This is a genomic window from Pseudoalteromonas luteoviolacea, assembly GCF_018100925.1.
Lineage (GTDB): Bacteria > Pseudomonadota > Gammaproteobacteria > Enterobacterales > Alteromonadaceae > Pseudoalteromonas > Pseudoalteromonas obscura.
In genome coordinates, this window is the sequence record NZ_JAGJEH010000004.1 from 145549 (window position 1) to 165151 (window position 19603).

Here is a 19603-nt window from a genome sequence, read left to right on the forward strand (position 1 = left end):
GAAAAATGGAAAGACAAACTATGTTATTGCGAAAGTAGGTCAATTAAGACCTACGACAAGGGTTAAGGATATTTACAAACACAAGCATAGCTTGCTTTTTTCATTAGCAGTTATCTGAGTAACACTGCCAAGAAACCTGACAATTGACTGTTGGTAAACAGCCTAGAGTATCTAAGCCATTTGCACCGCCAATCTGGGGAGTCTGTTGTCGATTAAGTGTTTTGTTAGGCGTGCTTAGGTTTTTGACTTTCTTTTTACTTAGTTTAAGTAACATCATAATTTCCTTTGGTTAGTTACATTCAACACGCACACAATAACAGGTTTTTATATTCATACAAATACACAAAAACAAAAAATATAACCTTTTTTGATCTAAATTATGGTTATTTAATCTGTTAATGTTGATATTTTTAAAATATCTCACTCTAAATTTGCTTTTATTTTGAACGCATTTAACACTTCATCATCAAATGGGGAGTTTAATACCCACAAAATTACAAAATCAATAAAATATTATTAGATAAAACTCATTGGGATAAAATTTAATAAATACTTAATTACGAGTGGAAGTTGCTTGAAATGTCTGCAATGCTCAACGTTCGATTTCGTATGATAATTACTCAAAGTGACAGAGCAGGTCGATAGGTAAGAGAGTTGTAGCTTATAAAAATAGTCTGGGGCAACTGCAGTATGGTAGAGCTTAAGTATTTCTTAAGCTCTACAAAAACATGGCTACAGAGATAAATTATCTAATATATCGTCATCCACATTGTTTGACAGTGTCACTTTCAATTTAGGCGTTCTAGCCATTTCACGTTTGATCGCAAAATTTGCTTCTTCGTTACGTGCCCAGCTGCGACGTGCAATTCCGTTATTAACATCAAACAGTAGCATTGACTTCAATCGACGCTCAGCATCGCTTGAGCCATCTAACAACATACCAAAGCCACCATTGATAACTTCACCCCAGCCTACACCGCCGCCGTTGTGAATTGATACCCAAGTAGCGCCACGGAAACCATCACCAATAACGTTGTGAATCGCCATATCAGCAGTAAAGCGACTACCATCATAAATATTTGATGTTTCGCGGAAAGGCGAATCTGTACCACTTACATCATGGTGGTCACGGCCAAGAACAACTGGGCCAATCTCACCACGCTCAATCGCATCATTAAATGCTTTCGCAATCTTCATTCGGCCTTCTGCATCAGCATAAAGAATACGTGCCTGCGAGCCAACAACCAGCTTGTTTTGCTTCGCATCATTGATCCAAGTGATGTTGTCTTGCATCTGTTGCTGAATTTCTTCTGGTGATTCCGCCATGATCTCTTCGAGCACTTTCGCTGCGATAGCATCTGTTTTGTCCAAATCTTCAGGCTTACCTGATGTACATACCCAACGGAACGGACCAAAGCCATAGTCAAAACACATTGGACCCAAGATGTCTTGAACATATGAAGGGTATTTAAAATCAATGCCATTTTCCGCCATGACATCGCCACCAGCTCGTGAAGCTTCCAGTAAGAACGCGTTCCCGTAATCAAAGAAGTACGTGCCTTTTGCAGTATGCTTGTTCACTGCATCAGCATGGCGTTTTAGCGTTGCCTGTACTTTTTCTTTGAATACTTCTGGCTCTTCACGGATTAAGCGGTTTGACTCTTCATAACTAATATCAACCGGGTAGTAACCGCCTGACCAAGGGTTATGAAGTGATGTTTGGTCTGAACCAAGGTGAATGAAAATATCTTCCGCAAGGAATGACTCCCATACATCAACTACATTACCAATAAACGCAATTGAAACCACTTCCTCGCCCGCTTGTGCTTTTTTAACACGAGCGACAAGATCTGGCATGTTATCAACTAGCTCGTCTACCCAACCTTGTTCGTGACGCTTAATCGCCGCTTTAGGATTAACTTCGGCACATACAGTAATACAGTTAGCAATGTTACCTGCTTTAGGCTGCGCACCACTCATACCGCCAAGGCCAGCTGTTAAGAAGATCTTACCTTTTGGACTGTCGCCTTTCTCTAATACTTTGCGGAATGCATTCATGACTGTGATAGTAGTACCATGTACGATACCCTGTGGGCCAATGTACATGAAAGAACCCGCAGTCATTTGACCGTATTGAGTGACGCCAAGTGCATTGAACTTTTCCCAGTCATCTGGTTGAGAGTAGTTCGGGATCATCATACCGTTCGTTACGACAACGCGTGGCGCATCTTTAGATGATGGGAATAGACCCATTGGGTGACCAGAATACATGTGAAGTGTTTGATCTTCTTCCATTTCACTTAGGTACTTCATGGCAAGTAGGTATTGTGCCCAGTTTTGGAATACCGCGCCGTTTCCACCGTAAGTGATAAGTTCTTCAGGGTGCTGAGCAACAGCTGGATCAAGGTTATTGTCAATCATCAGCATGATTGCAGCCGCCTGCTCACATTTTGCTGGGTAATCTGAAATTGAACGTGCTTTTAGCTCATAATTAGGCTTAAAGCGGTACATGTAGATACGACCGAAATCTTTAAGTTCTTGTGCAAATTCACCAGCTAGCTCTTGGTGCCACTCTTTAGGAAAATAACGCAGTGCATTTCTAACTGCCAGCTGCTTTTCCTCAGGGCTTAATATATCTTTACGCTTAGGTGCACGATTTGCCCCGGCAGGATACGGCTTTGCTTCAGGTAATACGCTAGGGATACCCTGCTTAATTTGTTCTTGAAAGTTCATGTCGGATTTCCTTAGTTCACTGTAACCGTAAATGCTTGTGACTTAACAAACTCAACCATAGCATCAATGTCTGGTTTAAGTAGTCTGTCTTCTTCAAGCTTCGCGACCTTTGTACGGATCAATGCATGATTTTGTTCAATAATATCTGAACATGTGTTTGGACGTCTAAAATCAACTGCTTGCGCTGCATACATCAACTCAATCGCGAAGATTTTTTCTAAGTTACCTAAGATTTGATTAAATTTACGACCTGAAATACTACCCATAGACACATGGTCTTCTTGGCCCATAGAGGTTGGTACACTATCCGCAGACGGTGGGAAACACAGTGATTTATTCTCTGTAACCAAAGCCGCTGTAGTATATTGCGGGATCATCATGCCTGAATTCAAACCACCAGAAGTAGTCAACAAACGAGGTAGACCGTGTAAGCCTTCTAGTAGCAAATAACAACGACGATCAGAAATATTACCCAGTTCAGCTGCGGCAATCGACGCGTAATCAAGTACCATTGCCAAAGGCTGACCATGGAAACTACCACCTGAAATGGCTTCTTCTTCACTGATCACAATTGGGTTGTCTGTCACTGAGTTCATCTCTGTCTCAGCAAGCTCTTTTAGGTGGTTAAATGCATTGCGTGATGCACCATGTACCTGTGGAATACATCTTAGTGAATATGGGTCTTGAACGCGATCACACTCTTCGTGATCCGCCATATTCTGTGAATCTTTGAACAAACGGCGCATGCGTTTTGCAACCGCAATGTTACCTTCAAATGCGCGGATCGCATGCAGCTCTTCACGGAACGGTTGCTCACTGCCCTGCATGCCTTCAATACTCATTGCACCGGCCACATCCGCAAGGTCTAATAAGTAACGCATTTTTGTCAAACCAGTAATGGCATGAGATAAAATGAACTGTGTACCGTTGATAAGCGCGAGTCCTTCTTTTGAATCAAGATCCATTGCTTCTAAATTGTTATCAGAAAGTACTTTTGCCGCAGGTTGTATCTCATCTCCAACCCAAAATTCACCTTCACCCAATAGAGGTAAAAATAGATGAGAAAGCGGCGCAAGATCACCTGATGCACCTACAGAGCCCTGCTCTGGCACAACTGGGATAATATCTAGCTCGATAAACTTAAGCATGCGCTCAACCACTTCCAGGCGAATGCCTGAGAAGCCTTGGCTCAGCGCGTGAACTTTAGTGATAAGCATCAGCTTAGAAATGGATTTTGCGATCGGGTTACCTACACCTACTGCGTGGGTAATAAGAAGATTTTTTTGAAGTAACTTTGTCTCTTCAGGGGAAACTTGGGTGTCGCACAGCGGACCAAAACCAGTATTAATACCGTAAACGGCCTTATCAGATGCTGCCATCTTGTCTACACGTTGACGGCTGTTGTTAATTTTATCTAATGCTTCCTGACAAAGCTCTGCTTCAATACTGCCATCGGCTATGCCGTTCACAATATCAAGGTTCAGACGATCTACACCATATCTAAACGTCATCTTATTCTCCTAAATATATGCTTTTCCTAAGCAACTGTGTGCTTGATGACGCAATATTACTCTTCAATTGATGTTTTATAAATTATAGATAATCGTAATTCATTCCGAGTTTATCAAACTTTATGTTTTCACTTTGGCGAACATTCCTCTAGAATAACCGTTCTGATATTTTTAGGTCTTTAGTAAGCGTATACATGCGCGGCTTTTTGGAGATAAACCTGTGCAAGTTCATGACGTTGACTTACGCCTTTTGAGAATTTTTGTCGCTATTGTTGAATCTGGTGGACTATCCGCTGCCGAGTCTCGCCTCAACATAGGGCGATCGACCATTAGCTCTCATCTTTCAGACCTTGAAGTCCGGCTCGGCATAAAACTATGTAAACGTGGGCGTGGTGGGTTTGAACTTACCGAACCTGGTCGAGTAACTTATCAAGCATCTCTTGAGCTTTTGCAGCAATGTGAAGCTTTTGCTACTACCGTCGCCAGCTCCAAAAATGAGCTCTCTGGACGTGTCACTATTGCAGTCATCGATACCATGGCAAGTGATCCAAGGTGCGGTATTGCAAACGCCATCGCTTCCCTGAAAAAACAAAGTGACAATATTCAGTTTGATATTAATGTATGTGAAGCAAAAGAAGTTGAAACCTCGGTGATAAATGGCCGCTCATTAGTTGGACTTGGAGTTAGTCGTCATCACTTACGTGGTTTAGAGTACATTCCACTTTATGACGAAAAAAACTACTTATATTGCGCAAAAGGACACCCATTGTTTGACTGTAAAGTTTCGCAAGTAAACAAATTCCTTAATAGTGCAGAGGTTGTTTCAAGTAACTATATGCGAGATAAAGAAGTCAGAAATGACGGGCTCAATTATATGAATAGCGCCATCGCATACCATGATGAGGGCATTGCTCATTTGATTCTTTCCGGTGCCTTTATTGGCTACCTGCCAGAACATTACGCGAGCTATTGGGTTGATAAAGGGCTCTTTAAAGCAATATCTCCGCAAAAGTACGCTTATACTATCCCTGTTTCACTTATCACAGCCAAAAATAATTCAGCGTCCCCACTTGCAAATGCCATTATCAATGAATTGAAAAACAGCCATGCAGTTTAAAAAGACACATTTTTGGGTTTTCACTCTACCAAACTAACCTAGTGATGATTTTGATATATAAGTACTCGATATAACTGTTGAGCACCACACCTCATCAATTTCTGTCACTTAATAGTAAGGCCGTTTTTCTAATATTTTTAAAAGCCTACTATATCACAAGTTCATATCTACAAACTTCGTCAATGACAACATGCCATAGTTTGAATTGACGATCCAAATGTTCTGCAACGTTGTATATTATTTAAAAGGTTTTGACTTCTTCGAAGGTAGTCTGATGCAACAGATTCATTACAGGCTTATGCTTGCGATGGGGGAACTGTTCCAGAGCATAAGCTTTCTTTTGCTCTTGTAAAGACAGCACTGAATTTATCCTCACACAATAAAAAAACAGGACTAATCACTTTTTCTGCACTCAGGGCGAAACCACCTTTAATTTCCACAAAATAAACAATTAAATTACCTTAAACAACCTCTCATACATAAATTGCTTCTATATTTAAAATAAACCACTGCTGTAAAAATAAGCAATATAAAAAAATTAAATTAATTAATTGATTTTAGCAGCACTATATATATTATGACGCACAAATTTCAAATAAAGGGACAATTGTGTTAAAAACAATACAGAAATTATCGTTTATAAAGGTTTTTTTAATTGCATTCAGCTTTTTCTCGGGCTATGCATTTTCGAACCAGATTAGCGTAAAAGAAACTACCAACACCTATTTGGTTAATTCAGGCGAAGGATTTTCAGTATATGAAGTATCTGGAACAGATTACCAAGAATATGCTTCTCGTATTAGTCGATTAGCCCGTACACCTGCATCTCCGGGCGACACTCAATCATTGGAATCAGTTGAATGGTCAGAAGCAGCTCAAGCTGTAACCTCATTACACACATCAACTAGAGCCTATGTATTTGAAAACTTAGTCGGTGTGATGAATTCTGATCTACCTTATGCCGTCAAAGTTGATATATTGGATGACTACGATGTGACGCCTAATAGTGACTTGCTGTCAGTCAACACGGGTTTAATTGTCATTGACGAAAACTTTGCCTTAGAAACAATGAAAGGTTCTTCAAGCCTGCTTGCTGTAGGTGGTGGCAGTTCGACTAGCACCCAATCAGTAAATGGCGATCAGACCATTCGCGGATTTTGTAAAAAACGTTGGCATAATCGTACTAAGTCAGACAAACTTGATATAACGTCTCTTAAAAAGTCTGCAGATATAAAAGATAATTTAACGTTTACTGCTGATACAGGTATTGCAGGCTCAATTAATTACTCAATTTCCTACAAATATAAAACAAACCGTTGTTCATTCAAAGTGCCTTATAAACACTCTGTAACTGGGTTTAATGCTAAAGGCTCTCTCTACTCTGATAATGGTAAACTGAGAGTACAAGGTACAGTTATAGATACGACAAATAAGTTTCTTTATAACGAAAGCATTAAAACATTTGAAAAAGACCTTGATTTTTGGGTCGGCCCAGTAAGAATCGTTTGGTTTCATGAGTTAGACCTACGCGCAAGAATACGCGGCGGTGTAAAATTAGAAGCTGAGGTTGATCTTAACTATAACGTATCTGGAAAATATGAATTCGACTTCGTTTGCGAAATGGAAGGCGAAAACCGTTGTGCTGAAGCTTCTAAAACAGTAAATACTTTTCAAGTTGATCTAAGCAACCCTTCTGTTCAAGCGGGTGTATCAGTTAGAGCAAGAGTGCAGCCTGAAATTGCTGTAATATACAAGCAAGGTGCGGGTCTGTACCACAAGAAACTGGAAGTTGCGAGCTTAACTTTGGAAACGGCACTTTACTCTTACGCCGAGCTTTGGGGTTATTACGGCAATAGCTGTGGCGACGGTAACTATGATGGTATCAATGAAACAATAGGTGGTATCGCTATCGATGCAGGTGTTGGTGTGTCTGCAAAGTATTCATGGGGCGTATTAGGCAAAGACTATGATAAACCACTGAAGCTAAAAATCATTGAAGGCTGGGTAGAAGTTGATGTTGGCGCAGAAGACGAAGATCTCTTTGTAATGGAAAGAAGCCTTTTCTTTAAAGAGTTAGTAGAGTCAGATGCATTCCAACCTCTTATCACTGCACCGGAATCAATTAAATCTGGTAATACCCAAATCAAAGTAGCAATGCGTTCATGTTTTCCTTACACAAGCAATGTTACCTATAAGATTGAATGGGGAGATGGCGAAGTTCAAGAAGTAACAGGCAGCCAAGGTGGCTTGTTTGTAGCACATGATTTTGCTGACTATGTTAGTTACCCAATTAGAGTAACTGCATTAAAAGATTCAGAGGGTAGAGACTTTAGAGATCTGCACTCAACAAGAGAAGTATTTGCTTCCCCTAATGGTGATATAACTTTCAACCCTGGTGTACTCGTTGCGGTGTTGCACTCTCTACTATAATCACCATTTAACATAAATTTGCTGCTACTTTCTGGCTCGAAACACAATCCTAGAAAGTAGCAGCAACAACTTATAAGATCGGTCTTTATACAAGAGCTCTCATTACTTCAAACTATTAAACTTTTTGGTCATACCTTGGCTTTTCGGCGCCACCAGTCGATAGCCTAGCTTCTCGTAAAACTCAGGTTCATCAGCTATCATCGACACATATGAGCCATCTAAAACCACTGATGCTAAATACCTATCAATAAACGTCATCACTTCACGGCCAAGACCCTGTCCCTGATATTTGGGGTCGACAGCAACATCCACAATTTCAAAGTTACAAGCGCCGTCGCCAACAACTCGCCCCATACCAATTAATAGCCCCTCTTTACGAATAGATACACCATATAGTGTATTAGGTAATCCAATCTCAGCGGCCTTCAAGGACTTAGCAGACAGCCCAGCTGTCACCCGCAAATCACAATACTCTTGTGGTGTCGGAATTTGTTCTTCAATTGTGTAGTTCATAATCTTTCCTCGGCAATATTGAGAAGATTATACACAATACTGTTTATATATACAGTTGTTTAATACTTGAGTTAGGCAAAAGAAAGGGAGAGTAGCTATGAAGAAATGTGCATGTAAAGCAAAGCGTTGCGAGCAAAAGTACTGTAAACAAAAGTTAATTTACAATGTAATAAGAAAAGAAGCAGGGCTATTACTAGCCCTACTATTAATTGTTATGGTTTAATATAAGCCGCATATGCTGTATTTGTGTTTTTTCCACCCCAAGGCGTCGCGCCACAATGACTTGCCCAAAACCCTATTTTTTTACCACTGGCCATTGCTGTCAAAGCTAAACTGTACATCTGGTCAAAGCCCTCTTTTGTTTTATCAAGCTTAACCACTCCAGAGATATCGCAATTTTTAGGGTTTTGCATTCCATCTCCCCACATGTACACATGCCCATGCTCTACTTGGATATGTTTTATTAAGAATGCACCTGTATTAGCACTAGATATAAATGGAGCACATAGCAGAGCAAATGCGAATATTTTTTTCATTATTATCATCCTTATTTAATTTCAAAACAATAATAAACAACTTTTTTAACAAACTCAACAAAGCAATTAAAATAAAAACAAATCTACACACAACATTAATTGCCACATAAAAAATGATGGATAAATTAAAAAACACGATGAAAAGGGTTGGTTGATTTTAAACTAACATCACTTTAACGCGCAATTTATGACCAAAAACCCATAAATTCCAAAGGAATATTTAATTCAAAAATAAGGCCGTTAAATTATTTTTTGTGATAATAAAATCATTACCGTAAATCAAGTCGGATGAACAGCAGCAACAAAAATGGTGATTTTTAAATCAAGCTTAGAAGAGCAGGAAATAATAATTTCGCCAGTTCGATGACGCAGCATTAACACATGCTGCCAATCCAGTAGAAGTGCAGCAACCCACTGATTGCTATTGGTAAAACATCAATCTGGGAACACATATTGAAAATTGAAAAACCCATTCTCAATTCAAAACGCCTCCATTAGTGGTATTTTGCAGAAAAATGTCGATTTAAATCACAATGGAATATGATACTTCCAGCAATTTTCCGCCCCCTACCCCCATCACGATTGCGCTTTAAAATCCCTACACCGACACTCTACGCGCGCCCACTGTAACTCGCTGTACACTTAGCCAAGTCTATGTGAAAAAACAATATAATCAAAAAACTTCTACATTGTTAATTTAAAGTGGGTATTCCTAATCTTAGGCTGCTCTCTACTAAAACTCTACACGTACCACACAAAAGTTATCTAGCAGTTACCGTTACCTTTGCCCACCTTTTACTTCGTACCTACGAGATGATTGCACTTTCTAATACCAATTGTGGTTATCACTGTAAACACACCGTACATAACTAATTTGCCAACCCATGTAGATGAAGGCAGGGAGCCAACCAACCTTAAATAGTCATTTACAATGAATATGCCTAAGCCAACAATCACCGCTGTTGATTTAAAACACCAACGACCGCCATATTTAATGGTAATTATAGATAATAAAAGCACAAACAAAGATATGTAATATGCCAGTATGGACATCGCGCCAGGTACAAGACTTGGTGCATAAAGAAGCAAAGAAAAAGCAACTGAAACCCAGTGGTAACAACTTAAAATAATGCTTTTATAATTCATTACCTTTCCTTGATATTAAGCTTATTTAATTCCAGTTTATAAGTTCTATTTGACCATTTCCGACATAACTGAAAGTCAGGTTAACGGCACCAGCAGTATTATTTAAGTCAACCAACTTATCGCAATCAACCTTCTTTGCGCATTCAAATGCTTGGCCTAGAAATTTAAAAGATCCGTTGTTCGATACAAACGTACTGTCCAACAAATCAACATTTGAATATTTATACTCTGTGTCGATAGGATCTTCCTGTTGTGTAGATATTTCGCTCAATTGATATTGCATACTGCTACCATCCGTTGGAGGGTTTTTAACATCCTTGGTCTTGACGACTAGTTCGTAGCGCGTGCCCCATTGATAGTCAAAATTCTCAATGTCCCCATAAAATAGTTCAAACTCGTGCTCTTCATTTCCCTCGACTCTCAGGCACAGCTGCTGTACAACACTTGTACAGGGAGAGCGGTAAGATGATAACTTTAATGTTTCTACATACTCTATATCGATGTTATTTTGAGTTGTTTCTTTTATGCTTGGATCTATGTTGGTATTTTCGCTGGATGAACCGCAAGCTACTAAACCGATTGATAGAATACAAAATAAAATTCGCTGCATATAATTTCCCTTATATCGATACATATAGGGAATAATTACATATTACATTGCGTTATTCTGTTTCTATTTGTAAACGTCACTGTTCGTTATCAAGTACTATTTTACTCGCGAGCCCAATAAGCAATAAACCCGAAATCCCTTCAAGCACTTGTGTGTACTGCTTGGCTCTATCACTCCTAAATACCCAACTCCCAGCGACGGCATACACTAAATTGCAAACTGTTGCTAAGGAACTAAAAATCAACCCATAAATTAATAGATACCACGCTGTATTTGCACTATGAGGATCGATAAACTGAGGTAAAAACGATAGGAAAAATAACGCCACTTTAGGATTTAAAACACTGACGATTACACCTTGCAGAAAGATATTGTTTGTGTGTTCTCCTTGGTGAATTAAATCTAGCTGTGATGTCCCTTGGTACACGGAAATCAGACATTTTACTCCCAAATAGCCAAGATATAGTGCGCCCAGTATTTTTACTATGTTAAATAACAGAGCAGAACTTAATATAACAGCAGACAACCCCAAACATGCGGCGACAGTATGACAAACGTAACCGACACCGAGCCCTGAAGCAGCTTTTACGCCACTTGTGACTTGTCCTCTCATGGTATTTGTCACAATATAAATAACATCCGGACCAGGGATTAAATTGATCGCCAAACAGGCTAGAACAAACACATATATAGAACTAAACTCCATTTATCGCACCTCTCACATTATATTTATCTTTAAAACTGACGTGACATGAATACCTATTTATATCAAGGTGAAAAATTCAGGTGTTACGTAGTGCCTCTTTTCCCTTCGTATTCTTGAACGGTTACTAAAATAGTTGCTAGGATTAACCCTTCTCGGTAATGAGTTGATTTAATTCTGTGTACATGTTCATATTTAACTCATCCCTATTTCGATTTATTGAACACATAGCCACATGAATTTACAGTTTTTGACAGCTTTTTGCTTTGCAACCTTTGCTTTTCAACTTTATGCTAATACACAACCTCCAGCAAACTCAACCACTATAAAACTAAAGCAGGTTATTCGTCATGCAGGCAACCAACATTTTGAAGTCGCCAACCCAAGAGACGCATGGCTAACCGATAATAATACTCTATTGATTGTTAGCGGAGACAGCAACTCTCTCTCTATTTTTACTCCAAGTAAGCATCACTCTTTCGCTTATTCACAGAGCTTTTCTAAACAAAATGATCAATCAGCGTCACTGGAAGGGGCTTCTAGTATTTCTTTTTTAAAAGATGCTGACATTGCCATTGTATCGGCTTTTTATAGTGGTTCACTATCAACATTCAAGCTAGGTGATAAAGGCCAATTTAATCACATTGAAACTGTCAGTGATCACCTAGATATAAAGCAAGCTTTTACTGCGTATCAAGACGTGAAAGACCAAGATATGTTAGACCTTGTTGGAGCATGGGATACGCATATCGTACAAGAGAGTCAGCGTTTATATGTCGCAAGCTACCAAAGTAACGCTGTCGGCGAGTTTAAGGTAAGTGATTCTGGAAAGTTAACTCCATTAGGTAGGTTGCTTCCAAAATACGATTGGGGCAGACCAACATCTATATCCCAACCAAATAATGCCGATTGGCTCTATATCAATGGCTTTGAACAAAGCAAAATATCTGTGCTGTCTAAAACATCCGAAGGGAAATTCTCCGTCACACAAACAATACAGCATGACAAAAACGGGGTTAAATCCATGCTCAACCCACAGCAACTTATTGTGACACCTGACAATCAATTTTTGTTTGTCGCAGCCTCTAAAAGTAATGCTTTAAATGTATTCAAAAAGGACACATCAGCGCGATTTAATCTTCATCAAGTCATTACAAGTGAGCAAAATCCGGGGCTATCTGGGGCTTGTTGTTTGGCGTTTTCTGACAATCAAAATACCCTTTTTGTTGCTGGTGAAACGGATAAAGGCATACTCATTTTTGATTTCACACCAAGTACAGGGAAGCTTAGGTTTAGGCAGCATATAACTGAATTGAATCGCCACCAGCTCACTGGCGTTTCATCATTGAGGCTATCGGAAGACGAAGAACAATTGGTTGTTACGACTGGGAAAAATAATGAAATCTTTATTCTGAGCCTCGACTAGTCATTGAGCTAACCTGATCGCTTTGTCCGGTATGTCTTCCGATTTAATCATACCCATTTGTTATAAATGCATATATGTAAATTGGTTAAATAGTTGCCAAACCGGGCCAGTAATTTTTTGCCGGCCTTTTTAGCCCCTTCAATATAAAGTGCTTAATTTTACCCACTCAAGCTGCCCTACATCTCTTGGAACGTCTAACTCTTCTGCGATATCATAGATTTGGTCAACCTGTTTATTTTCAAAATCTCGCTGAAAAGAACCAAGTCGCAGCTTCATCCAGCTTTCAATGGAGTCTGACTTATCAAATAGCGCGGGATTGTTTTCGATAGTCTCGTTTAACGCCTCCCAAATGTTAGATTGGATCTGGGGAGGTGTATCTTTCAAGTGCCCCACCACATCTTCCATCAAACCAACACCTTGGTTATCATAAGAATCAATTAAATTACTATATAGTTCTGTACGCTGTGATTCACTGGCCATTTTTTCAGAAAACAAGACATAACCTCCGTATGAGCTCTCATATGCACTGGTATACTGACTGACATCTACCTGCTTGCCTACGTATTCAAATATGTTGTTTTCACTGTCTTTGTCTACTTCATCAAGCATGTTCAAAAACGAAACCCTGTCATTATTTTTGACGTTTATCGCCATATCAATTATACCTCGGCTTTGCTCAAACGAACTTTCCTGTAAATGTTGGTTAATAGACATCAGATCTCCTTCTGAATAACGGTTTTCCGCAAGTAGATCAACGTATTGGTGAGTCAATTTACTGAAATGAATACTTTGCTGTAAGTGAGAACGATGATCCGCAGTTTGCGCAAAGCTATGCAACTGGATTTCAGCGGGTCCACGATACCCAAACGCGAGAATTGGGGAGTCTGGTTTATCGTTTATTTCCTTGTCTGACAAATGTGCTAACGTATCGACAGTATCCTTAATTTGCTCTTCAGACATGTCACTCATTAATGAAATCAACTGCTGTGATTTCTCTTTGTTATGTCCAAACAGGCTGTCTAATCCAAATGAAGCGGATAACACATCAACAAACGCCGTCAGTGTCTCGTCGTCCATTTTATCCATTACAGCCAGCAACTCTTTTGAAGGCACATAGGTTCTAAGGATATCGCTTTGTTCTTTGCTCAGCCTATCCTGATGGGTCAGAAATGCTTCAATATCGTGAGGGTTAGTCAATTCGCCATATTGGTATTGGGGTGGTTCGTGTGGAGATGACAAATTAATAACTTGGTAACGCTTTGCACGAAATGGAAATGACATCAGATCTGGCGCTTGCTCAATTGTGGCAATCTCTTTACTGCGCAGCACCTCGTCAAGTTCTCCCCTTTCAGATTTAGAAACTTTTGCGTTTGACGCAAGTTGACGCATAGCCAACGAATCAATACTCTGCCCTGATTTAATTTGCATCTTAATCTCCTTATATTAAGTACAACAATTTATCGGCAAGAATAACGGTATCTTTAATACTTATTGCTGAAATTTAACCACTTATTTGACTATCCTATTCTATTTATGTCGTTTATCAAAACCGTTATAACTATCGTTTATAGACGCATAAATTATTAAGCACTCTCACCTTTTTATTAATACTGTAAAAGCTTACTAAGCATTTAGGCTTGATAAAAAACGCCACAAAAGTTAACATGCTGTAAATAATGTGTCTTTATCTCAACGTCGGCATTTACCCACTGTGATTAGTAAAGATTCTTAATGAGACAGGATACTCAATATTTTTATGGCGACAAAAAGCCCTAAATGATACTTGGCGATGTTAGTACTTGTATCACTTTAAAACACAACAAAAATCAATAAAATAAACATTAAGGAAGAAAGATGAGACTTAATAAAAAGAAACTAAAAAACCTAAGCCAACAAAAAGAGTTAGTGCAACAGCAAACACCAAATATTGCCGGTGGCTTTATTCGTTCGTTTGGGTGTGGACCTAACACATATCACCTTGGTACCTGCCCTTCTCATATGCCTTACGAGACAGGCTGTGCGTGCCCAGATACACACCCAATTCACTGCGCATAACACATTTACTGATATACACCTTAAAGGTGCATCTTAAACGCATTTTAAATTGTGGTTTTTGCGGTATTGCGTAAATATTAAAGGCTGTTAAAACACCAACAAGTTTTATACAGCCTTTTAAATTCATAATAAATGGTGGCCCCCCCCATCCACAGTGTCAAATACATTGCTTTGATAAGTCTAGATTAAAGCCGACGCTGACAACTTTCATACACTAATTAGCTTGCTTAGGTAAACACTGAACAATACCTGCTGTAAGTCGTTTTAAAAGCTTTTCGTTGATTTGGTTTTCACCAGCTTTTAGGCCTAAGATGTAGTCTTCTTTTTCCTTAAACGACATCTTGTTATTTATCTCTCCAACCATACACTTACAAAACGGACCATATTGAGGATGACCGCTGCGGCAAAGCAAGTTCATACGAACTTGAAATGCTGAATCGCCCGCATAAACTACTTTATTGTCTGTGAGATCATATACCACAGGAAACCAACGATATAATGTGTTTTCTTCGCCTTGCTTAACGACAAAACCGCCAATATGATATGTATGACCAGCTAATAGATTAACCTTAAATCGCTCAGGAAAACTATGACTTGTTCTTAGTGCATGATGAGCAAGTAATTCGTGCAAACCTTGAACTGTGTATATTTCAAGACTACCATCAATCGTTGAATTAAACATTTTCCCGACTGATATATTTCTGTTATAGCCGCCTTTTATGCCGTTAACCTCTAATAACCTTGATTCTGCTGCAACATATTTATTGTCAAGCTCGAGCGCACTTTTAATTTTATTTTCGCATTCAGCGTCGCATTGATTTGTCAACAATACACGCTGATCCGCTGACAAATCAGGATCGTTATACAGATATTTAGGCCCACTAGTACAACCAGATAATAGTACGATGAATAGAATAACAATATGCTTCATAAATATTCCAACAACTTAAATTTACAATATACAATAACTGTCTTTCACATTATCTCTACTGCGATGACGGCTATACTTGATTTACGACTGCAAAGGCGCACTCTAACATAGCTTTGCTGCGAGTTAACTTTGCGCATTGCTGCAATTGAGGGTGTGCTTTGCGATATGGTTTAATTGGTTTTCCATCCACACGCCGAAGACACTTTTCTGATGCGTATGGTGCGTAAACAGCTATAGGTAACGTGTCGTAGTCATAGATTTCATCAATAATATCGTACATGTTCAATGCAATAATGGCACTCGGAACAGTTTGATCATCATTTTCTATTTTTTGTTTATCAGGCAACGGCGCCAACATTTCCTGCTTACTTTTTCCCTTTGCTTTATAGTCAATCGCAGACGCCGCAATTTGATACAAAGATAGGCAAGCTGCCATACCATTATTTTCATTTGCTGCTGTAAAATGAGTCGAAAATAGAAAAGTGAGGCACACGCCTATTTTATACATATTTAGTCCGTTTTCATTGTTATTATAAGGTTTACTAAACGAGTTCAGGCCGATAAACAACCTTTATTTATTAAACCTGAAAAATAAACAAAAATACAATCTGTTATATAAGTAAAAAACCTGTTTTACTCGTTCAACACTGCATATGTACCACTGTTTGGCTTACTGTGAACCATTCACGAGTTCATTAATCCTACTGGTTGACACCGCAGCTGGGGATTTGACTTAGTCTAGGCATTTTCATCAATCCAATTCTTTGGAAAGGCTTACCTGAATATAACAACTAAATTACTGTTTAGGTCTTCACTTCACATTCAGGCTCAACCTCATGCGGCCTCTGGACTTTCCAAATCATGTACTAAAAATATCATTCTTATGAAATAAAAAATAAAATAATCAGCCAGTTACAAGTTTGTTTTTTTACTCACTGAAGGTGTGCTAAAGTCAGTTAATAAAAGAATAATAACTAGTTACCCCGATAAACGGGACGGACGCTCTATGGTAAAGCAATATTGGATCGGTGATTTCTTTATCGATTTATCAAGAAACCAAATCACGCAAAACAAACAGCCGCAAGTAGTCGCACCAAAAGCATTAGCCGTTTTAACACTGCTGGCCAAAAATCAAGGTGAAGTAGTTAGCCAAGAAACACTGCTTTCAACAGTTTGGCCCGATACGATTGTTTCACCTAACAGCTTACAACGCAGCATTGCACAACTTCGCAAAGCCCTCGGTGATGATGGAAAAGGCCAAGTTTATATCAAAACACACTCTAAACAAGGTTACAGTTTAGAATGTGAAGTTAATTGGCAAGCAAACGTAAAAACTAAAAACACGGACTCTTGTGCATCGGCAACTGTAAATTCTGACCCGCAACCAACAACTCAAAAAGCACCAACCTTTACTGAAAAGCTCACTCTATGGCGCTCAAAACTCCTTTTGCTGTTCTCCTTTATTTTTGTAAGTGGTTTTATTGGGGCACACTTTTCAGCCTCTAGTGACACTCCGATGTTTTCTGTTGGCGAATTACGCGCGTTAACCTCATCGGATGGGCGAGAGTTTGCCAGCATCTATTCTCCAGATGGTAAGTACATTATCTTTCATCGTTACTCTGAAGAAGCATGTGTCAACAATATTTGGGCAAAAGATCTCGCTACTAAGCAGGAATATAAACTTACAGACAACATAGACAGCTATGGCCGTCATAGTTTTTCAAAAGATGGAAAACAACTGGTTTTTATACGAACTGTCGACTGTGACGAGCCTATCACACAAAAAAAATGCTTTCAGCTCATGAGTATTGATTTTGCCAAGGCACTGAAAGCACCTCAGCCTATGCAGCTCTTACTTGAATGTAAAAACTCAGAAATTACTAGACCGCACTGGTTAAATAATAACAACATTGCTTTGCTACAAAAAGATGAATCCCAGTGGCAACTGATCAGTTATTCGATCAGCGATAATGAAAGCCAAGTTATACATAAAGTGAATGATGGCAATATCGTCTATTATGATTACTCTACCAAAGACGATCTTTTGGCAGTGATTAGTATTCATAAAGATAACCAGCATTATATTGAACTACTAACCCCCAGCGGCGAACTTATTTCAAGCAATAAAATCGTATTTCCACCAGACACCGGTCGTCAGCGACTTTTTGTTGCCAACTTCTCACCAATTGAAAACCACCTTGTTTTTAGTACCGGAAGACAGATGTTTACCTTGTCCTTTGACGGGAAAATAAACAATGTCAGTATCCCACTTGATCAACCGGCATTCTCGCCAAGCTTTCACCCTGACGGCGATCGTGCGTTAATTATAAAAGGCCAATACGACAGCGATATACTGTCTATTCCGCTGGCGGACGTCACTCAGAACAACATTGATGACCAAAGTTCGATGACGATTAATCGTTCAACGGTTGCAGATGACAGTGCAGTTTTACAACCAAATGGTGAAACCATTGCATTTATCTCTGCACGCTCGGGAGAAGATCAGGTTTGGCTAAGCAATAAGCAAGGTGTGAAACAACTAAGTCAATTTCCCATAGACAGTTATATATCAGGCATAAAGTGGTCTGCAGATGGCGGCAGTCTTCTAGTTAATGTGAATAATAAATTGGTCCAATTACAACTAGATGCACGTCAAACCAGCTATTCAGATGAGTACATCATACTCGAGCTGTTGCACTGGGACAGCGTAAAAAACACCGCGCTAACTCTGGCTAGTTTCCGAGGTGTTAGTAAGTTGACAGAATTCAACCTATTAACCGATGAAGTTCGTATTTTAACTGACAGACGGGTTAATTGGGCAAGTAAAACTGAAAGTGGAGATCTGATTTACACTGACCATATGGATAGATTTTGGCGCTCTGGAGCCGTGGAAGCTCAGCACATCCCCGCATTAGATGGGCACGGTGGCGATAGAAAACACTTTTTAGTCAATGGCAGTACAATTTATGGAGTGAGCAACGAGCTTGAGCTTTGGTCTTACAACCTCAGCAACGAACAATTTAACGTCGTAGGCAAACTACCTAGCAATATCGCAAACATTTCTGAGATAAATGCCAGAGGGCTTTTTGCCACCGCTCGAATTTCATCGAAAAAGGAAGTTGTTGAATTGCTATTAAACCTATAATCAATAGCAAGTTTAGATGCCCAAATAGACTTTGAATGCGCCATTCAAAAGTCTATTTGGGCATTTCTGTTTTACCGCATACCCAAGTATCTTTGTGAACAGCAAGCAATTTCATACCTAGTGTCAATTCGATTTAATTAAACGGGTGTCAGACTTTCAGTTAGCTCACTATGCCACAATTTTAATAGTCATTGACTCAAACCTGATTTATTCATTGCTCTAGTTGATGCTGTCTATTTAATCTATATCGAGTATCGAAGTATACTTTAAGGTATGCTAGTCCAAGTGCCAATTCCGTAGCAATCGCTAGCCCAATCCCCACTCCCGCATACCCTCGAACATATTCAAATGCTCCCAGGCCGGCTAACCCAAACATCATGATAATAAAACTCAAACATACCATTTTCCTTGACTCAGCATGATCTGCATTACGCATCAACCAAGACAAGATTCCAAGTGTTAAAAATAGAATGGCAGCCCGACGAGCCATGAAAGAGGCTGATTCGGTTTGAGGAATTTGAAATAAAGAATACATTAACTCTGGGAAAAGCAGTAATGCCACAAATAGAAAACCAGCAATTATTGCCGTAACAATGCTAAGCGTTTTAAATTGCATTTTAAATATCCTTTTTAGCTTGAATAGACGTATATTTATAGACGCTTTAAAAAGTCAAAATGAATACACACTTGATGAGTAAGTGTCATCGTAATTTACGATGTTCCCTTAGTGAAGACACATCACAAAAA

17 protein-coding genes are annotated in these 19603 nt (G+C 39.2%); 5 read left to right on the plus strand and 12 right to left on the minus strand.

The genetic code is table 11. The annotated features are described in order from the left end of the window. Window positions 1-103: 103 nt before the first annotated feature. The 3 genes from J8M00_RS09665 to hutH all read right to left on the minus strand — a co-directional run bounded on the left by J8M00_RS09665 (window position 104) and on the right by hutH (window position 4244). On the minus strand, window positions 104-277 hold the full coding sequence (locus J8M00_RS09665; protein ID WP_211010059.1) for a hypothetical protein: 174 nt from the start codon (window positions 275-277) through the stop codon (window positions 104-106). Window positions 278-732: 455 nt separating this feature from the next. After that, complete coding sequence (locus J8M00_RS09670; protein WP_211010060.1) at window positions 733-2733, minus strand: urocanate hydratase; 2001 nt, start codon at window positions 2731-2733, stop codon at window positions 733-735. An 11-nt stretch (window positions 2734-2744) separates the two neighbouring features. Continuing rightward, window positions 2745-4244 carry a histidine ammonia-lyase gene (hutH, locus tag J8M00_RS09675; protein ID WP_211010061.1) on the minus strand — a complete coding sequence of 500 codons (1500 nt, stop codon included), beginning with the start codon at window positions 4242-4244 and terminating at the stop codon, window positions 2745-2747. 220 nt (window positions 4245-4464) lie between these two features. Between hutH and J8M00_RS09680 the strand changes: the two genes are divergently transcribed. Both J8M00_RS09680 and J8M00_RS09685 read left to right on the plus strand, forming a co-directional pair. Continuing rightward, complete coding sequence (locus tag J8M00_RS09680) at window positions 4465-5361, plus strand: LysR family transcriptional regulator (protein WP_211010062.1); 897 nt, start codon at window positions 4465-4467, stop codon at window positions 5359-5361. A gap of 609 nt (window positions 5362-5970) precedes the next feature. After that, on the plus strand, window positions 5971-7791 hold the full coding sequence (locus J8M00_RS09685) for a hypothetical protein (protein WP_211010063.1): 1821 nt from the start codon (window positions 5971-5973) through the stop codon (window positions 7789-7791). Window positions 7792-7893: 102 nt separating this feature from the next. Here J8M00_RS09685 and J8M00_RS09690 read toward each other — a convergent pair whose 3' ends face one another. The 5 genes from J8M00_RS09690 to J8M00_RS09710 form a co-directional block, all read right to left on the minus strand. Beyond that, window positions 7894-8304 (minus strand): GNAT family N-acetyltransferase, encoded by a 411-nt coding sequence (locus J8M00_RS09690; RefSeq protein ID WP_211010064.1) that lies wholly within the window; start codon window positions 8302-8304, stop codon window positions 7894-7896. A 212-nt stretch (window positions 8305-8516) separates the two neighbouring features. Next, window positions 8517-8840, minus strand: coding sequence for a hypothetical protein (locus tag J8M00_RS09695; protein WP_211010065.1), 324 nt, complete (start codon window positions 8838-8840; stop codon window positions 8517-8519). 795 nt (window positions 8841-9635) lie between these two features. Next, the gene (locus J8M00_RS09700) at window positions 9636-9986 is read right to left on the minus strand and encodes a hypothetical protein (protein WP_211010066.1); all 351 of its coding nucleotides are present in this window, start codon (window positions 9984-9986) and stop codon (window positions 9636-9638) included. Between the two features lie 25 nt (window positions 9987-10011). Continuing rightward, window positions 10012-10596 carry a DUF4377 domain-containing protein gene (locus J8M00_RS09705; protein ID WP_211010067.1) on the minus strand — a complete coding sequence of 195 codons (585 nt, stop codon included), beginning with the start codon at window positions 10594-10596 and terminating at the stop codon, window positions 10012-10014. A 76-nt stretch (window positions 10597-10672) separates the two neighbouring features. Next, window positions 10673-11302 (minus strand): LysE family translocator, encoded by a 630-nt coding sequence (locus J8M00_RS09710; RefSeq protein ID WP_211010068.1) that lies wholly within the window; start codon window positions 11300-11302, stop codon window positions 10673-10675. Between the two features lie 232 nt (window positions 11303-11534). Here J8M00_RS09710 and J8M00_RS09715 point away from each other — a divergent pair, with 232 nt between their 5' ends. After that, complete coding sequence (locus J8M00_RS09715; protein WP_211010069.1) at window positions 11535-12725, plus strand: beta-propeller fold lactonase family protein; 1191 nt, start codon at window positions 11535-11537, stop codon at window positions 12723-12725. A 138-nt stretch (window positions 12726-12863) separates the two neighbouring features. Here the strand turns inward: J8M00_RS09715 and J8M00_RS09720 are convergent, their stop codons facing one another. Continuing rightward, window positions 12864-14153 (minus strand): hypothetical protein, encoded by a 1290-nt coding sequence (locus J8M00_RS09720; RefSeq protein ID WP_211010070.1) that lies wholly within the window; start codon window positions 14151-14153, stop codon window positions 12864-12866. A gap of 426 nt (window positions 14154-14579) precedes the next feature. Between J8M00_RS09720 and J8M00_RS09725 the strand changes: the two genes are divergently transcribed. Further along, entirely contained in the window at window positions 14580-14780 is a 201-nt protein-coding gene (locus tag J8M00_RS09725) for a hypothetical protein (protein WP_023399971.1), read from the plus strand. 214 nt (window positions 14781-14994) lie between these two features. Here J8M00_RS09725 and J8M00_RS09730 read toward each other — a convergent pair whose 3' ends face one another. Then, the gene (locus tag J8M00_RS09730) at window positions 14995-15711 is read right to left on the minus strand and encodes a hypothetical protein (RefSeq protein ID WP_211010071.1); all 717 of its coding nucleotides are present in this window, start codon (window positions 15709-15711) and stop codon (window positions 14995-14997) included. 70 nt (window positions 15712-15781) lie between these two features. Beyond that, complete coding sequence (locus J8M00_RS09735) at window positions 15782-16219, minus strand: hypothetical protein (RefSeq protein ID WP_023399969.1); 438 nt, start codon at window positions 16217-16219, stop codon at window positions 15782-15784. 498 nt (window positions 16220-16717) lie between these two features. On the opposite strand from J8M00_RS09735, the gene J8M00_RS09740 reads away from it, so the two are divergent. Then, window positions 16718-18856: a winged helix-turn-helix domain-containing protein gene (locus J8M00_RS09740; RefSeq protein WP_211010072.1), complete on the plus strand. Its 2139-nt coding sequence runs from the start codon at window positions 16718-16720 to the stop codon at window positions 18854-18856. 211 nt (window positions 18857-19067) lie between these two features. Here J8M00_RS09740 and J8M00_RS09745 read toward each other — a convergent pair whose 3' ends face one another. Then, complete coding sequence (locus J8M00_RS09745; RefSeq protein WP_211010073.1) at window positions 19068-19472, minus strand: hypothetical protein; 405 nt, start codon at window positions 19470-19472, stop codon at window positions 19068-19070. Window positions 19473-19603: the final 131 nt, after the last annotated feature.

Bases quoted from the DNA above. Each gene is read 5' to 3' on its own strand.
- J8M00_RS09665 (WP_211010059.1), bottom strand. From the start codon at position 277: ATGATGTTACTTAAACTAAGTAAAAAGAAAGTCAAAAACCTAAGCACG.
- J8M00_RS09670 (WP_211010060.1), bottom strand. From the start codon at position 2,733: ATGAACTTTCAAGAACAAATTAAGCAGGGTATCCCTAGCGTATTACCT.
- hutH (WP_211010061.1), bottom strand. From the start codon at position 4,244: ATGACGTTTAGATATGGTGTAGATCGTCTGAACCTTGATATTGTGAAC.
- J8M00_RS09690 (WP_211010064.1), bottom strand. From the start codon at position 8,304: ATGAACTACACAATTGAAGAACAAATTCCGACACCACAAGAGTATTGT.
- J8M00_RS09695 (WP_211010065.1), bottom strand. From the start codon at position 8,840: ATGAAAAAAATATTCGCATTTGCTCTGCTATGTGCTCCATTTATATCT.
- J8M00_RS09700 (WP_211010066.1), bottom strand. From the start codon at position 9,986: ATGAATTATAAAAGCATTATTTTAAGTTGTTACCACTGGGTTTCAGTT.
- J8M00_RS09705 (WP_211010067.1), bottom strand. From the start codon at position 10,596: ATGCAGCGAATTTTATTTTGTATTCTATCAATCGGTTTAGTAGCTTGC.
- J8M00_RS09710 (WP_211010068.1), bottom strand. From the start codon at position 11,302: ATGGAGTTTAGTTCTATATATGTGTTTGTTCTAGCCTGTTTGGCGATC.
- J8M00_RS09715 (WP_211010069.1), top strand. From the start codon at position 11,535: ATGAATTTACAGTTTTTGACAGCTTTTTGCTTTGCAACCTTTGCTTTT.
- J8M00_RS09720 (WP_211010070.1), bottom strand. From the start codon at position 14,153: ATGCAAATTAAATCAGGGCAGAGTATTGATTCGTTGGCTATGCGTCAA.
- J8M00_RS09725 (WP_023399971.1), top strand. From the start codon at position 14,580: ATGAGACTTAATAAAAAGAAACTAAAAAACCTAAGCCAACAAAAAGAG.
- J8M00_RS09730 (WP_211010071.1), bottom strand. From the start codon at position 15,711: ATGAAGCATATTGTTATTCTATTCATCGTACTATTATCTGGTTGTACT.
- J8M00_RS09735 (WP_023399969.1), bottom strand. From the start codon at position 16,219: ATGTATAAAATAGGCGTGTGCCTCACTTTTCTATTTTCGACTCATTTT.
- J8M00_RS09740 (WP_211010072.1), top strand. From the start codon at position 16,718: ATGGTAAAGCAATATTGGATCGGTGATTTCTTTATCGATTTATCAAGA.
- J8M00_RS09745 (WP_211010073.1), bottom strand. From the start codon at position 19,472: ATGCAATTTAAAACGCTTAGCATTGTTACGGCAATAATTGCTGGTTTT.